Origin of the sequence: Tsukamurella conjunctivitidis (genome assembly GCF_007858475.1) — a bacterium.
In the GTDB taxonomy this organism is placed as follows: domain Bacteria; phylum Actinomycetota; class Actinomycetes; order Mycobacteriales; family Mycobacteriaceae; genus Tsukamurella; species Tsukamurella conjunctivitidis.
This window is the reverse complement of sequence record NZ_VIGX01000017.1, coordinates 1-13,589: the sequence shown is the minus strand read 5'-3', so window position 1 is coordinate 13,589 and position 13,589 is coordinate 1. Positions and strand designations below refer to the sequence as shown.

The 13,589-nt window shown below is 72.5% G+C and carries 18 protein-coding genes; 8 read left to right on the top strand and 10 right to left on the bottom strand.

Annotated features, from left to right (window positions below):
• Nucleotides 1-387, bottom strand: a complete 387-nt coding sequence (locus FK530_RS20015; protein ID WP_146488741.1) for a BlaI/MecI/CopY family transcriptional regulator — start codon at nt 385-387, stop codon at nt 1-3.
• A gap of 258 nt (nt 388-645) precedes the next feature.
• Nucleotides 646-873 (bottom strand): PspC domain-containing protein, encoded by a 228-nt coding sequence (locus FK530_RS20010; RefSeq protein WP_146488740.1) that lies wholly within the window; start codon nt 871-873, stop codon nt 646-648.
• Between the two features lie 112 nt (nt 874-985).
• Between FK530_RS20010 and FK530_RS20005 the strand changes: the two genes are divergently transcribed.
• On the top strand, nt 986-1,411 hold the full coding sequence (locus tag FK530_RS20005) for a PaaI family thioesterase (protein WP_146488739.1): 426 nt from the start codon (nt 986-988) through the stop codon (nt 1,409-1,411).
• A gap of 68 nt (nt 1,412-1,479) precedes the next feature.
• Here FK530_RS20005 and FK530_RS20000 read toward each other — a convergent pair whose 3' ends face one another.
• Both FK530_RS20000 and FK530_RS19995 read right to left on the bottom strand, forming a co-directional pair.
• The gene (locus FK530_RS20000; protein WP_231706725.1) at nt 1,480-2,940 is read right to left on the bottom strand and encodes an NAD(P)/FAD-dependent oxidoreductase; all 1,461 of its coding nucleotides are present in this window, start codon (nt 2,938-2,940) and stop codon (nt 1,480-1,482) included.
• A gap of 71 nt (nt 2,941-3,011) precedes the next feature.
• Nucleotides 3,012-3,581 carry a CGNR zinc finger domain-containing protein gene (locus FK530_RS19995; protein ID WP_146488738.1) on the bottom strand — a complete coding sequence of 190 codons (570 nt, stop codon included), beginning with the start codon at nt 3,579-3,581 and terminating at the stop codon, nt 3,012-3,014.
• 84 nt (nt 3,582-3,665) lie between these two features.
• On the opposite strand from FK530_RS19995, the gene FK530_RS19990 reads away from it, so the two are divergent.
• Entirely contained in the window at nt 3,666-4,685 is a 1,020-nt protein-coding gene (locus FK530_RS19990; protein WP_146488737.1) for a DMT family transporter, read from the top strand.
• Here FK530_RS19990 and FK530_RS19985 read toward each other — a convergent pair.
• A complete protein-coding gene (locus tag FK530_RS19985; RefSeq protein ID WP_146488736.1) occupies nt 4,585-5,103 on the bottom strand; it encodes a GNAT family N-acetyltransferase in 519 nt (172 codons plus the stop codon). The genes FK530_RS19990 and FK530_RS19985 overlap by 101 nt on opposite strands.
• A gap of 92 nt (nt 5,104-5,195) precedes the next feature.
• Between FK530_RS19985 and FK530_RS19980 the strand changes: the two genes are divergently transcribed.
• On the top strand, nt 5,196-6,068 hold the full coding sequence (locus FK530_RS19980) for an ATP-grasp domain-containing protein (protein WP_146488735.1): 873 nt from the start codon (nt 5,196-5,198) through the stop codon (nt 6,066-6,068).
• A 149-nt stretch (nt 6,069-6,217) separates the two neighbouring features.
• The gene (locus FK530_RS19975) at nt 6,218-6,991 is read left to right on the top strand and encodes a PadR family transcriptional regulator (RefSeq protein WP_231706723.1); all 774 of its coding nucleotides are present in this window, start codon (nt 6,218-6,220) and stop codon (nt 6,989-6,991) included.
• On the opposite strand, the gene FK530_RS19970 is transcribed toward FK530_RS19975, so the two are convergent.
• Genes FK530_RS19970 through modA form a run of 3 tightly spaced genes read right to left on the bottom strand, consistent with a single transcriptional unit; the run spans nt 6,960 to nt 9,525 of the window.
• On the bottom strand, nt 6,960-7,952 hold the full coding sequence (locus FK530_RS19970) for a sulfate/molybdate ABC transporter ATP-binding protein (protein WP_158645155.1): 993 nt from the start codon (nt 7,950-7,952) through the stop codon (nt 6,960-6,962). The two genes, FK530_RS19975 and FK530_RS19970, sit on opposite strands and share 32 nt — an antisense overlap.
• A complete protein-coding gene (locus tag FK530_RS19965) occupies nt 7,940-8,713 on the bottom strand; it encodes an ABC transporter permease (RefSeq protein ID WP_146488733.1) in 774 nt (257 codons plus the stop codon). Before FK530_RS19965 ends, FK530_RS19970 begins: the two co-directional genes overlap by 13 nt.
• A gap of 29 nt (nt 8,714-8,742) precedes the next feature.
• Nucleotides 8,743-9,525, bottom strand: coding sequence for a molybdate ABC transporter substrate-binding protein (modA, locus tag FK530_RS19960; protein ID WP_146488732.1), 783 nt, complete (start codon nt 9,523-9,525; stop codon nt 8,743-8,745).
• Between the two features lie 49 nt (nt 9,526-9,574).
• On the opposite strand from modA, the gene FK530_RS19955 reads away from it, so the two are divergent.
• On the top strand, nt 9,575-10,009 hold the full coding sequence (locus FK530_RS19955; protein WP_146488731.1) for an acyl-CoA thioesterase: 435 nt from the start codon (nt 9,575-9,577) through the stop codon (nt 10,007-10,009).
• Here the strand turns inward: FK530_RS19955 and FK530_RS19950 are convergent.
• Nucleotides 9,999-10,520 (bottom strand): DUF1990 domain-containing protein, encoded by a 522-nt coding sequence (locus FK530_RS19950; protein ID WP_146488730.1) that lies wholly within the window; start codon nt 10,518-10,520, stop codon nt 9,999-10,001. The two genes, FK530_RS19955 and FK530_RS19950, sit on opposite strands and share 11 nt — an antisense overlap.
• Nucleotides 10,521-10,539: 19 nt before the next feature.
• Complete coding sequence (locus FK530_RS19945; RefSeq protein WP_146488729.1) at nt 10,540-11,388, bottom strand: DMT family transporter; 849 nt, start codon at nt 11,386-11,388, stop codon at nt 10,540-10,542.
• Nucleotides 11,389-11,468: 80 nt separating this feature from the next.
• Between FK530_RS19945 and FK530_RS19940 the strand changes: the two genes are divergently transcribed.
• From FK530_RS19940 to FK530_RS19930, 3 genes are all read left to right on the top strand, one after another.
• Nucleotides 11,469-11,903: a type II toxin-antitoxin system Rv0910 family toxin gene (locus FK530_RS19940; RefSeq protein WP_146488728.1), complete on the top strand. Its 435-nt coding sequence runs from the start codon at nt 11,469-11,471 to the stop codon at nt 11,901-11,903.
• Nucleotides 11,904-11,942: 39 nt separating this feature from the next.
• Complete coding sequence (locus FK530_RS19935; protein ID WP_146488727.1) at nt 11,943-12,749, top strand: HAD family hydrolase; 807 nt, start codon at nt 11,943-11,945, stop codon at nt 12,747-12,749.
• 31 nt (nt 12,750-12,780) lie between these two features.
• A partial coding sequence (locus tag FK530_RS19930) for an exodeoxyribonuclease V subunit gamma (protein WP_146488726.1) occupies nt 12,781-13,589 on the top strand: 809 nt, incomplete at its 3' end.

Here is a 13,589-nt window from a genome sequence, read left to right as displayed (position 1 = left end):
TCAGGGCTCGACGCGACGAGCTGCTTCGCCGGCCTCGAGCTTGGCCAGCGCGCGACGCAGGGCCTGCGCCTCGTCCGCACCCACACGCTCCACGAAGTGGACGAGCGCGGCCTCACGCGAGCTCTCGGCCTGGGCCAGCGCGTCGAACATGAGGTCGGCCACGAGTTCCTCGCGGCCGAAGCTCGCGGCGTAGCGGTGCGCGCGGTCCGTGCGGATCTGGCTCACCAGCTTCTTCTTCGCGAGCCGCTGCAGCACCGTCATCACCGTCGTGTACGCGAGTTCGCGATCAGCGGCGAGTGACTCGTGCACCTGTCGCACGGTCTGCGGTTCGGTGGCCGCCCAGAGGTGGTCCATGACCGCGCGTTCGAGATCTCCCAATGCCGCCATTGCTCCGATTCTACTCGGCATGGTGCGCATCGCTACGACGGCCTGTCGTAATCCACGCCACATCGATGAGGGCTTGCTAAGTTAGGGGAGCCTGTCCTAGAGTAAGTCTCGTCGCCGAGAGCGACACAGGAACCACATCGGACCGTGACGCGAACTGAGGGCTGCAGTAATCCGCCGGTCTGTGCCACGGCGGGTGCGGGGGATGGCTGAGCCCCCGCACCCGCCGACTTCTTTCTCCGCTGGGTGAGCGTCCGCCGATCAGCCCTTCGGCATCACCAGCCAGAGCAGCAGGTAGAGCAGGAACTGCGGGCCGGGCAGGAGACAGGACACCACGAACAGCACCCGCACGAGAGTGGCGTCGATGCCGAAGTAGCGGGCGATGCCGGCGCACACGCCGCCCATCCAGTTGTTCTGGAGGTCACGGGCGAAGCGCTTCTGCGGGGCGGGGGTGTAGGGGTTCTGGGCGAAGGGCGAGTTCTCGGTCATGACTCCACAGTGCCGTGGCGTGCCCGCGCGCGCATCGGGGTCTACCCGGACTCGGGCCCGGATCTTCCGGCCCGGGGGTCGGGCCGGCGACGCCCGGTTCTAGGGTGATTCCATGACGCAACCGACACCCGGACAGCAGCAGGTCATCGATGGGATCCTCGCCGGCGGCACCGCCGGATTCGACAGCATCCTCGGCCTCGAGTACACCGCGATCTCGCCCGACGGTGTGCAGGCGACGCTCACGCTGCGTCCCGAGCTGCACCAGCCCTTCGGCATCACCCACGGCGGTGTGTACTGCGCGATCGTCGAATCCGTCGCCAGCGTCTCCGGCGTGGTGTGGCTCGGCGGCACCGGTCATGTCGTCGGCGTGAACAACAACACCGACTTCCTGCGCGCGCTCTCCAGCGGCGTCCTGTCGATCCGTTCGACCCCGATCCACCGCGGGCGCCGGCAGCAGCTGTGGCTGGTGGAGATCGACTCGCAGGACGGCAAGGCCGTCGCGCGCGGGCAGGTCCGGCTGCAGAACATCGACGCCTGAACCCCGGAACGCGAGGAGCGCGCCACCCGTCGGGGTGGCGCGCTCCTCGCGTCGGTGCGGTGTCGGCGTCAGCCGGCCTTGTGGGCCTTGTCCGCCTCGGTCGACGTCGCGCCCGGGGCCTCCACCTGGACGTCCGCCTTGGGCGCCGACTTCGGCAGCGCCTTCGTCGGGGAACTGGTGTGCACCGGCGGGATGGCGGGCTTCGCACCGGTCTGCAGCGCGTCGAGGGCGGTGCGCGCGTAGACCTGCTGCTCGGTGATGGTCATCTGGCCGCGCTTGTTGGTGAGGAAGGTGATCGCCCACGAGGTCAGCGTGATGACGCGGTTCTGGTAGCCCACGATGTACCAGAGGTGCAGGGCGAGCCAGCCGAGCCAGGCGAGGAAGCCGCCGAACTCGAGCTTGCCGACCTTCGCCACCGCGCTGGCCCGCGAGACGGTGGCCATCGAGCCCTTGTCGAAGTACTTGAAGGGCTTGCGCTCCGCGGGCGACTGGCCCTCGAGGCCGGCCTTGATCGCCTTGGCCGCGTAGGTCGCGCCCTGGATGGCGCCCTGCGCCATGCCCGGGACGCCGTCGACGAGCATCATGTCGCCCACGACGAAGACGTTCGGGTTGCCCGGGATGGTGAGGTCGGGGAGCACGCGGACGCGGCCGGCGCGGTCGGTCTCGGCGCCGGACTGCTCTGCGAGGATCTTGCCCAGCTTGCTGGCCGCGACGCCGGCGGACCACACCTTGCACTGCGCCTCGATGCGCCGCTCGGTGCCGTCCTTCTCCTTGACCACGAGGCCGTCGGCGTCGACGTCGACCACCATCGCGTTGAGCTGGATCTCGACGCCCATCTTCTCGAGCCGCTTCGCAGCCATGGTGCCCAGCTTCTCGCCCATCGGCGGGAGCACGGCCGGGGCGGCGTCGAGGAGGATCACGCGCGCCTCGGTCGGGTCGATGTTGCGGAACGCGCCCTTGAGCGTGTTGTCCGACATCTCGGCGATCTGCCCGGCGAGCTCGACGCCCGTCGGGCCGGCGCCGATCACCACGAAGGTGAGCAGGCGCATGCGCTCCTCGTGGTCGTGCGAGAGCTCCGCCTGCTCGAAGGCGCCCAGGATGCGGCCGCGCAGCTCGAGGGCGTCGTCGATCGTCTTCATGCCGGGCGCGAACTCGGCGAACTGGTCGTTGCCGAAGTACGACTGGTCGGCGCCCGCGGCCACGATGAGGCTGTCGAACGGGGTGACCGTGACGCGCTCGAGCAGGTGGCTGGTCACCGTCCGGTTCTCGAGGTCGATGTCGGTGACCTCGCCCAGCAGCACCTCCGCGTTGCGCTGCTTGCGCAGGATCATGCGGGTCGCGGGGGCGATCTCGCCCTCGGAGAGGATGCCCGTCGCGACTTGGTAGAGCAGCGGCTGGAACAGGTGGTGGGTGGTCTTCGCGATCATCGTCACGTCGACGTCCGTGCGCTTGAGGGCGCGCGTGCCGAAGAGGCCGCCGAACCCCGATCCGATGACGACCACCTTGTGGCGGTGCGCTGCCTCGCTCATTACTCTCGTCGCTCCTGGTTCGCGTCGAAGCCGGGATCCCCGGCGTGTGCAGTCCTACCGTAGTCCGCCGCTCAGCTCTCGTCGCGTCGCGTACCGGAACTCGTGGCGCGGCGCTCCCGGTAGGCGGCCACGTGGGTGCGATTGCCGCAGTTCCCCTCAGTGCAGAATCGCCGCGACCGGTTCTTCGACAGGTCCACGAGAACTCGATCACAGTCGTCCGCCGCGCAGGTCTTGAGCCGGTCGACGTTGCCGCTGCGGACCAGGTCGACGAGCGCCATTGCGCACTCCACGCGGACGCGCACCGGGATCGGCGCGGCGTCGTCGATGAAGTGCAGGTGCCAGTCCCAGCTGCCGTGCCGCGTGAGCCGCGGCTGCTGCGGCGTGGCCGCGAGCATCTCGTTGACGATCCCGGCGACGGCGTCGGGGTGCCGCGCGGCGAAGACCCGCGTCAGTTCGGTGCGCAGTTCCTGGATCGGGGCGACGTCGCGCGCGTCCGCGCTGCTCCATCCGGTGAACTCGTGCCGGCGCAGGTAGTCCTTCAGCGCCCCGACGGTGCCGAGTCGTTCCTCGTCGCCGTAGCCGGTGTTCACCAGGTCGGCCGCCATGAGCAGGGAGGGCTCCGTGTCATGTGCGAATTTCATTTGACTCCTTACGGCGGTGGCCGCTACTGTCACTAGTGTACTTCACTTGACTCCTTACATTTCGCGCAGACACGGAGGTGACGCATGGGTCGGGGTATCGCAATCGCACTACTGTCGGGTTTCGCTTTCGCGATGTCCGGCCCGTTCGGCAAGCCGTTGCTCGAGGCGGGGTGGAGCCCGGCCGGCGTCGTACTGGTGCGCATCTGGATCGCAGCGGTGGTCACGCTGATCCCGATGCTCGTCGTCGGGCGCGCCCGGCTGGCGACGCTGCGGCACGCACCGTTCACCGTGCTCGCATACGGCCTGCTCGCCGTCATCGGCGTGCAACTGGCGTACTTCAACGCCATCGCGCACATGTCGGTCACCGTCGCGCTGCTCATCGAGTTCTCCGCGCCCCTGTTGGTCCTGGTGTACCTGTGGGCCCGGTTCGGGCGGCGCCCGTCGCTCCGCACCACCCTCGGGGCGGCGCTGGCGGTCGCGGGCCTGGTCGCCGTCGTCGGCGCGGCCTCGGGCGGCGCCGTGGTCACCCCGATCGGCCTCGCCTGGGCCTTCGTCTCGCTGGTCGGCCTCGCGGCGTACTTCCTGCTCGCCGAGGACGGCACCCGGGTGGACGAGGTCGACGTCGCGGGCGCCGAGGGCGGGAAGCCGACCGTCGACCAGCTCGCCCTGGCCGTCGGCGGCCTGGTGGTCGGGGCCGTGGTGCTCTCGCTCACCTCGCTCGCCGGGCTCACCCCCGTGCGCGTCTCCACCGGTCCCGTCGTCCTCGGCGGACTCGGGACCACGCCCTGGTGGGTGCCCGCGGTCGTGATCGGCGCGGTCGCCACCGGTCTGGCGTACGTGGCGGGCATTCTCGCCATCAACCTGGTGGGGCCGACGCTGGCGTCGTTCCTCGGCTTCTCCGAGGTGATCGCCTCGGGTGTCGTGGCGTGGCTGATGCTGGGGGAGGCGCTGACCCCGGTGCAGATCGTGGGCGCGGTCGCGATCGTCGCGGGCGTGATCGCCGTCAAGCGGGGCGAGCGGCCCGGAACGCCGGACGGTGTGCCGCCGGTCGCGCCAGCCAGTCCGCACGATGAAGCTCGTACTCCACCCGCGCGTACGGCGTGAGATCCGCCTCGGCCTCGTCGCCGAGGTCCACTTCGCCCTGCAGCGACTCCCAGTCGAGCATGGCGATGTCCAGCTGGTGCATGCCCAGTCCCGCCAGCACGCGCCGCGAGGCCAGGTTCGACCACGCGGTGGAGGCGTAGACGCGACCGGTGAGGCCGTGTTCGAAGGCGTGGCCCACGAGGGCGTGCGCCGCCTCGGCGCAGAATCCGCGCCGGCGGTGCGCGTCCGCGACCGCGTAGCTCAATTCGAGGCCCCGCGCGCGACTGTGCCGGGAGGCGCGCAGCGCGATCCGGCCGAGCGTGCGGCGACTGTGCCGGTCGACGATGTGGAATCGGCCGTCCGATTCGCCGGGATGGGCGGCGGCAGGGGAGAGGTGCAGGCGCGCCGTCTCGATGTGCATGTGCAAATCACCCCTCACAGGGCACAGCGTATCGTTTCGGGGCCGGTGCGCGGCGCAGTTCGCGCGGGTGTCGCGACGGGGGCGCCCCGATGGCTGCCATACTGTCCGGCGTGACGTACCGAATCGCTCTTGCCACCTCCGCGGCGCAGCCGGACACCGACGACCGCGGCCAGGAGATCCTCGCCGCCCTGCGCGCCGCCGGTCACGAGGCCGAGGCCGCCGTGTGGTCCGATTCCGCCGTCGACTGGGAGCAGTTCGACGCGGTCGTGATCGCCGGCGCCTGGGACTACGCGCAGCGCTACGACGACTTCCTCGGCTGGGCCTGGCGCGCGGCCGCCCAGACGCTCGTGCTCAACCCCGAGCCGCTGGTCCGCTGGTACGCGGACAAGCGCTATCTGCGGGACTACGAGTCCGAGGGCATCCCGATCGTCCCGACGCAGTTCATCACGGTGCACGACGCGACGCTGGACCACGACTACCTCGGCACCGATCACGTGGTGCGTCCGTCGATCAGCGGCGGTCTCGCGCAGTCCTTCCGCTTCGGTCCCGGCGACGACGACGCCAGCCGCGCCAAGCTCGAGGAGATCAAGGCATCCGGCAGCAGCGTGATGGTCTTCCCCTACTCGGTCGAGGCGGGCGGCGTTTCGCTGGTCTACATCGGCGGTGAGTACAGCCACGCCTTCGGGCGCGACCTCGCCGCCGAGGTGAACGCCGACCCGGCTGAGGGACGCCCCGTCGAGGTCCTCGTCGACGCGGAGCCCACCGACGCCGAGCGTGCCGTCGCGGAGGCCGCGCTCAAGCCGATCGATCCGGCCAACCCGCCGCTCTACGTGCGGATCGACATCGTGCGCACCCCGGGTGGCGAGCCCGTCATCCTCGAAGTCCAGGTGGTCCAGCCCGATCTGCACCTCGAGCGGGTCGACGGCGGCGCGGAGAAGTTCGCGCGGGCCGTGCTCGCGCGCGTCTCGGCCGAGAAGGCCTGACCCGCCCTTTCGTTACCCCAGTGGCCCCCACCCGTCGTCCGGGTGGGGGCCACTTCGCTATCGGGGGGGTTGCCATCAGACCTATCGCGATATATCGTGAACGCATCGGGTCGCGGAACATGCGGCCCCCTACCGAAAGGAGTGCCACCATGCGTAGGCACACTCACGATGATCGGCGTTTCGACGCGCGCTTCCGCACCAGCGGCTTCCCGTCCGACTGCGAGCCCGGCGAGGGTCGCGGCGAATCCCGCGGCCGCGGGCGGGGCCGTGGCTTCGGTCCGGGGCCCGGCTTCGGTCCCGGCGGCTTCGCCGGCGAGGGCTTCGGTCCCGGCGGTCCCGGTTTCGGCCCCGGAGGCTTCGGTCCCGGCGGGCGCGATGGACACGGCGGCCACGGTGGCCGCGGGCGCGGACGCGGCCGACGCGGCGTCCAGCGCGGAGACGTCCGGATCGCGGTCCTGCGTCTGCTCGAGACCGAGCCGATGCACGGCTACCAGCTCGTCTCCTCGATCGAGGAGCGCACGGCGGGGGCCTGGAAGCCCAGCCCCGGCGCCATCTACCCCACGCTGAGCCAGCTCGAGGACGAGGGCCTGATCAGCATCGAGCGGGAGAACGGCCGCAAGGTCGCCACGCTCACCGAAGCGGGGCGCGAGTACATCGCGACCGCTCTCGCCGATGCGCCGGACCCGTTCGCCGGGTTCGACGGCGGCTCGGCCGAGCGCGGCCATCTCCGCGAGACGCTCCGCGAACTCCACGAGGTCACCCGACGCGTGGCCCGCACCGGTAGCGCCGAGCAGACCGCCGCCGTCGACGCCATCCTCGGCGACGCGATCAAGCAGGTCTACCTGTTGCTCGCCGGCGTGGACCGCACGCCCCCGGCGTCCGGCCCCGCGGCTACTGACGTTCCGGAGCCGGACGAGCAGTAGCCGCCCGCTGCGCCCGCGCCGGGTCCGGTCGCAGCCGGACGGCGTCGCCGGGATGCAGATCCCGGTAGCGCTCCGCCGGGAGCTCCGCGACCAGGGCGGTCCCGTCCTCGACGGTGGCCGTGACGCGGCAGTGCCCGCCGGCCACCGTCACCTCGACCACGGTGCCGGCCGTCCCGTCGCCGTCGGGCCCGCTGATGCCGACCGCGTCCGGCGGGAAGACCCACACTCCTTCGCCGTCCGGCAGCAGGTTCATCCCTGCCAGCCGGGCGGCGAACGGCGTTGCGGGGGAGAGCAACAGCTCGGCGGCCGGACGGTGGTCGACCACTCGGCCGTCCTCGAGGACCGCGGCCTCGTCGGCGAGCGCCACCACATCGGCGGCGTCGTGCGTGACGAGCACGCACGTCCGGTCCCGCAGCAGGGCGCGCAGCAGAGAGCGCACCTCGGCCCGCGCGGAGACGTCCAGCGCCGAGAGCGGCTCGTCGAGCAGCAGCACCTGCGGCTCCGCGGCCAGGGCCCGGGCCAGCGCGACGCGCTGCGCCTGGCCGCCGCTCAGTTCCGTCGGGCGCCGGTCCGCCAGGTGGTCGGCCCCCACTGCCGCCAGCCAGTGATCGGCCGCGGCCGCCGCGGCCCGACGGTCCGCCCCCGCGCTGCGGGGCGCGAAGGCCACGTTCGCGCGCACCCGCAGGTGCGGGAACAGCCGGGCGGTCTGGCTCAGCAGGGCCACTCGTCGGCGGTGGGCCGGCACCCACGTCCCGCCGTCGTAGACGGTGCGGCCCGCGACCCGGATGTGCCCGGCGTCGGGACGGACGAGGCCCGCGACGGCGCTCGCCACCGTCGATTTGCCCGTCCCGTTGGGGCCGAGCAGGGCGAGCGTCCGCCCCGCCGGTACCGCGAAGACCGCGTCGACGCCCCGATCCGCGACCGCCACGTCGAGCTCCAGCCCGGGCGTCACCTCCGCCATGCGCGCACCCCGTACACCCCGGAGACGATGACCGCCGCCGCCGCGAGCAGCACCAGCGAGAGCGCCACCGCCGCCTGCGGATCGGTCTCGTTGCGCAGATAGATCTCCAGCGGCAGCGTGCGAGTGGTTCCGGCGAGGGAGCCGGCGAAGGTGAGCGTCGCGCCGAACTCGCCGAGTGCCCGCGCGAAGGTCAGGACGACGCCGGAGGCGATCGACGGCAGCACCAGCGGCAGCGTGATGCGGCGCAGCACGACCGACGGGGGCGCGCCGAGCGTCGCCGCGGTGTGCTCGAAATCCGTTCCCAGCGTGCGCAGCGCGCCCTCGACGGCCAGCACCAGGAAGGGCAGCGCCACGAAGGCCTGCGCGAGCACGACGGCCACCGTCGTGAAGGCGATGTGCCCGCCGACGCCCCCGTACTGGCCCACCAGGCCGCGCCGGCCGAAGGCGTAGAGCAGCGCGATGCCGCCGACCACCGGGGGCAGCACCAGCGGCAGCAGGACCAGCGGCCGGAGCACACCGACGAACCGGGAGCGGCTGCGCGCCAGGATCACTCCCAGCGGTACGCCCAGCAGGATGCACACCACGGTCGCGGCGAGGGAGGTCTGCAGCGACAGGGTCAGCGCGGTGCGCGAGTCCGCGGAGGTGACCAACTCGCCGAACCGCGGCCAGTCCACCTTCGCCGCGATGGCGACGAGCGGGACCAGCACGAAGGCCGCGCCCACCGCGGCGGGCAGGACTATCCAGCGCGGGTACCCCGTCACCGCGCGCGGAGCCGAGCGGCCGGGCGGGGTCAGTGGGGTGCCCCGAATCCGGCGTCGGCGAGGGCCGCCCGGCCCTCGGGCCCGCGGACGAACTCCACGAAGCGTTGCGCGCCGCCCGCGTTCTTCGCGCTCGCCAGCGGCGCGATGGGGTAGACGTTGACCGCCCCGCCGGCCTCCGGGAAGTCGACGGACCCGACGGCGCCCTTCGCGCCCTTGACGTCGGTGCGGTACACGAGCCCGGCGTCGGCCTGGCCGTGCCGCACCTTGGCGAGCACACTGGAAACCGCGTCCTCCTCGCTGACCGGTGTGAGGTTCACGCCGGCCGCCTTCATGACCTTGGCGGTCGCCGTGCCGCAGGGCACGGGCTGCGCGCACACGACCACGGAGACGCCCGGCTCGGCGAGGTCGGCGAGCGAGGCGATGCCCTTCGGGTTGCCCGGCGCGGTGGCGATGGTCAGGACGTTCGTCGCGAAGGGCTGGGGATCGGTCACCAGCGCGGCGGCCTTGGCCTTGTCCATCGTCGGCGTGTCGGCGGTCGCGAAGACGTCGGCGGGCGCGCCCTGCGTCAACTGCGTGAGCAGGCCCGACGAGCCGCCGAAGGAGAACTTCACCGTGGTGCCGGGGTTCTTCTCTCCGAACTGCGCGCCCAGCTTCTCGAAGGTCGCCTGCAGGCTCGCCGCCGCGTACACGATCACGGTGCCGGAGCCCGCGGCCGTGGACGACGACGTGGCGCCCTCGGGCGCGTTCGACGTGGAACAGGCGGTGAGCCCCGCCGCGAGGACGGCGGCGGCGAGGACGCGGACGGCGCGCATGGCAACTCCCGGTGACGGCGGACGGCTTTCGATGGTCGACACTATCCCCATGGCAACTCACGAGGTGGCGGTCCCGATGCGGTGGTCCGATATGGACGCGCTCCAGCACATCAACAACGTCGCGATGATGCGGCTCCTCGAGGAGGCCCGCATCCGGTTCCTCACCGAGCAGGTGACCCGGCCGGGGGACACCCGGGTCACGATGTTCGTCGCGCACCATGAGATCGACTACCTGACGCCGCTGCTGTACTCGCCGGAGCCGGTGCGGATCGTCCTGAGCGTCACGCGGATCGGCCGGTCGGGTTTCGACCTCGGCTACGAGGTGTTCGGATCCGACGGTGCCGCCGCCGCGATCGCCGAGACCTCGATGGTGGTCGTCGACGAGGCGGGCCGTCCCGCGTCGATCCCCGCGGAGCTGCGCACGCAGCTGGTCGAGCTGGTCGGCGATCCGGTGCCCCTCCGGCGGCGCCGCGTCACCGTCTAACGACCATCGCGGCCAGGTAGCGCCGCGTCATCACGGCCTGCAGCCCGCGGGCGACGGGGCCGCCCAGGCGGCTGTACCAGCGTCCCGGGCGGGAGAACGCGGCCACCACGGCGACGACGGCACCGTCGGGCCGGAGCTCCACGGAGAAGAGCTCCTCGCCGCTCTCCGGGTGCCCGGGCAGCGTGCCGTAGGCGAAGCCGGCGCGGCCGGGCTCGTCGACGACGTAGACCACGCGGCACGGGATCCGGATGGGGCCGAACAGCGGGGTGGACAGCACCAGCACGGTGCCGACTTCGGCCGTGGGCGTGCTCGCGCGGACCTTCAAGCCCGCGCCGCGCTGCATGCCGAAGCCGAGTATCGCCTCCCGGACCGCGGCGAAGTCCTCCGGGCCGTGGCCGACCACGCGCTCGCAGCGGAGGGCGTGCGCGTCGTCGGGCGGATCGTCGTCGCGGGTCGCGCCGACCTCGGGATAGGTGAGGGGCGCGTCCGCGAGCGCCGCGAGCTCGGTCATACCGCCCGACGGTACGCCGTCACCGGCCCGCGAGGCGGGCGGCGGCGAACGCCCCGATCAGTGCCGAGACGACCACGGCGACGCCGTGCGCGCCGCTCGTCGTCACGGTCTCGCCGAGCACCACGGCTCCCAGCGCCGCCGCGCACACCGGCTCGGCGAGCGTGATTGCGGGCAGCGACGCCGAGATCGGGGCCGGCTGGAAGGCCCGCTGCTGCAGGTACATCGCGCCGAGCCCGCACAGGACGAGGACGTACAGCCGCCAGTCGCTGAGCAGCCGGACCGTGTTCGCGAGGAACTCCGCGTGCTCGTACGAGGTGAGCACCGGCTTCGTCAGTACCGTCGCCACCCCGAACAGCACGCCCGAGGCCACACCGAAGGACAGGGCCCGCGCCGGGCCGGGCAGCGACCGGACGAGACCGATGCCCGTCGTGATCGCCGCGACCGCTCCCACGACGGCGAGGGCCGGGAGCCAATCCGCCCCGGGCGCGTCGGCGACGCCGTCGGTGGGTCGCCCCGCGATGAGGAAGACCGCCAACGCGATCGCGAGGACGACGGCGTACGCCCACTCGCGGGCCGTGACCCGGGTGTGATTGAGCAGTGCCGAGACGGGCAGGGCGAACAGCAGCGCCGCGACGATCAGTGGCTGCACCACGAGCACGGGGCCCAGCGCCAGCGCCCAGGCCTGAAAGGCGTATCCGCCGAGGTCGCCCAGGAGGCCGAGCCACCACCGCGGCCGGCGGATGAGCTCCGCGATGAGCGGAGCGCCCTCATCGACGGTCGCCGCCTCCGCCTGCTGTGCGGCCGAGCCGCACGCGAAGAGGAATGCGGAGACGAGGGCGAGGACGACCGAGGCGGAGGTGGCGGACACGCGTGAAATCTACGCTCGGTCGGGCGGCCGCAGTGGCGCACGCTAAGTTCGACAGCAGCAACACGCGAAGGAGGTCGGACGTGGCGAAGGTCGAGAGCACGATCGAGGTGGCGCTCCCGCCGGAGGAGGCGTGGGCGAAGGCCGCCGACCTGGAGACCCTGCCGCAGTGGGTGAGCCTGCACGACGGCTGGCGCGGGCCGCTGCCCACGGAGCTGGCGAAGGGAGCGAAGCTCTCCTGCGTGGTGAAGGTGAAGAACTTCCGCAATCGCGTCGATTGGACCATCACCACCTACGACCCGCCCCGTGCGCTGGTTCTGGACGGCCGTGGTGTCGCGGGTACGAAGTACACGCTCACGGTGAGCATCGCGCCGTCCCCCGGTGGGTCGACGATCAAGCTGCGCGCCGACCTCGGCGGCGCGCCGTTGTTCGGTCCCATCGGCGCGACGGTGGCGCGGGCGCTCAAGGGCGACATCGCGGCGTCCCTCGCGACCTACAAGCGGATGTACGAGCAGTAGCGGGCGCGGAGGAACAGCGGGCGGGCGGAGGGAGCGGGCGTGGAGCTCACGGATCTGGTCGGTGCGGCGGTCCGCGGTGGCCTGAACTGGAGCTCCGATGCGCTCGCCCGGCTGCGGCAACGGTCCGGGATCGACGGACCGCGGCCCTGCGACGGCCTGATCCTCGACGTCGACGACACACTGATCGACACCGACGCCGCCCTGCGGTCCGCGGCCCGTGCGGCCGCACTCGAGGTGTGGCCCACGTCGAGCGCCGCCGTGCGCGAGGGCTTCGCCGAGCTCTTCCTCTCCGACCCCGAGGGCGTCTTCGGCCGGTACACGGTGGGAGAACTGCGCTTCCACGAGATGCGCAAGGCGCGGATCGCCGTCGCCGCCGAGCGCTCCGGGCTGATGTGGGAGCACCGCCGGTACCGCCGCTTCTGCAGCGGCTTCGATCCGGCCTTCGCCGCGGCGCAGCACCTCTTCCCGGACGCGATGCCGGCGGTGGCGGCCGCCGAGCGGTGGGGGATCACGGTCGTCCTGCTCACCAACTCGTCCTCCCCGGCGACCAGGATGAAGCTCCAGGTCCTGGGCGTCTCGGACCGGTTCGAGCACGTCGTCACCACGGACACACTCGGGATCGGCAAGCCGGATCCGAGCGTCTTCCTGCATGCGTGCGAGCTGGCCGGCGCCGCGCCGGAGGCGTGTGTCGCGGTGGGCGACAACTACGTCAACGATGTGCTCTCCGCGCGCCGGGCGGGGCTGCGGGGATTGTGGCTCGACAGGTCCGGGCGCGGCGCCGGCGGCGAGCCGCCGACCATCCGCTCGCTGGCCGAGCTGCCCGCCGCGCTGACCCGGGCGGTCTGACCTGTCGGCGCCCCGTGTTAGAACTGCCCCCATGCTCACCGTGCACCGCTCCGAACGCGGCGACGTCCTGTTGGACGCGCTCGCCGAGGTCCTCGCGGTGCCCGGCGCCGATCCCTTCGTCCCGGACCTGATCGCGGTGCCCGCGCGCGGGGTGGAGCGGTGGATCATCCAGGGCCTCGCCTCCCGCCTCGGGATCGCGGCGAACATCGAATTCCCCACGCCCGCAAGGCTCGTCGCCGACGCGGTGGGCGCCGCCTCCGGGATCGCGCCGGACGACGACCCGTGGCGCGGCGAGCGGCTGGTGTGGCTCGTGCTCACTGCGATCGACGCGATGGCCTTCGAGCCCGGTGGGGCCGTGCTGGCCCGGCACCTGGGAGTGTCCCGGCCGGGCGGCTGGGCCGAGCAACCGGGCCACCGCCCGCGTCGCCGGTATCCGACGGCCGAGCTGCTCGCCGGACTGCTGCGCTCGTACGGCGCCAACCGCCCGGGCATGCTCGCCGACTGGGCCGGCGGCCGCGACACCGACGGGCTCGGCGGCGACCTGCCCGAGGACCTGCGCTGGCAGGCCGAGCTCTTCCGCCGCGTTCGCGATCTCGCGGGCGTGCCCAGCCCCGCCGAACGCCTGGACGACGCCTGCGCCCGGCTGCGGGACGAGCCGGGGCTCGTCGGCCTGCCCGCCCGGTTGTCCGTGTACGGGCCCACCCGGCTCCCGTCGGACCAGGTCGCGGTGTTCTCCGCGCTCGCCGCGGGCCGCGAGCTGCACGTCTGGCTTCCACACCCCAGCCCGGCGCTGTGGTCCGCGCTCGCCGGCGGCGCCGTCCGCGCCGACGGCCCGGCGCC

Bases quoted from the DNA above. Each gene is read 5' to 3' on its own strand.
- FK530_RS20000 (WP_231706725.1), bottom strand. From the start codon at position 2,940: ATGAGCGAGGCAGCGCACCGCCACAAGGTGGTCGTCATCGGATCGGGG.
- FK530_RS19990 (WP_146488737.1), top strand. From the start codon at position 3,666: ATGGGTCGGGGTATCGCAATCGCACTACTGTCGGGTTTCGCTTTCGCG.
- FK530_RS19995 (WP_146488738.1), bottom strand. From the start codon at position 3,581: ATGAAATTCGCACATGACACGGAGCCCTCCCTGCTCATGGCGGCCGAC.
- FK530_RS19950 (WP_146488730.1), bottom strand. From the start codon at position 10,520: ATGACCGAGCTCGCGGCGCTCGCGGACGCGCCCCTCACCTATCCCGAG.
- FK530_RS20015 (WP_146488741.1), bottom strand. From the start codon at position 387: ATGGCGGCATTGGGAGATCTCGAACGCGCGGTCATGGACCACCTCTGG.
- FK530_RS19955 (WP_146488731.1), top strand. From the start codon at position 9,575: ATGGCAACTCACGAGGTGGCGGTCCCGATGCGGTGGTCCGATATGGAC.
- FK530_RS20010 (WP_146488740.1), bottom strand. From the start codon at position 873: ATGACCGAGAACTCGCCCTTCGCCCAGAACCCCTACACCCCCGCCCCG.
- FK530_RS19970 (WP_158645155.1), bottom strand. From the start codon at position 7,952: ATGGCGGAGGTGACGCCCGGGCTGGAGCTCGACGTGGCGGTCGCGGAT.
- FK530_RS20005 (WP_146488739.1), top strand. From the start codon at position 986: ATGACGCAACCGACACCCGGACAGCAGCAGGTCATCGATGGGATCCTC.
- modA (WP_146488732.1), bottom strand. From the start codon at position 9,525: ATGCGCGCCGTCCGCGTCCTCGCCGCCGCCGTCCTCGCGGCGGGGCTC.
- FK530_RS19975 (WP_231706723.1), top strand. From the start codon at position 6,218: ATGCGTAGGCACACTCACGATGATCGGCGTTTCGACGCGCGCTTCCGC.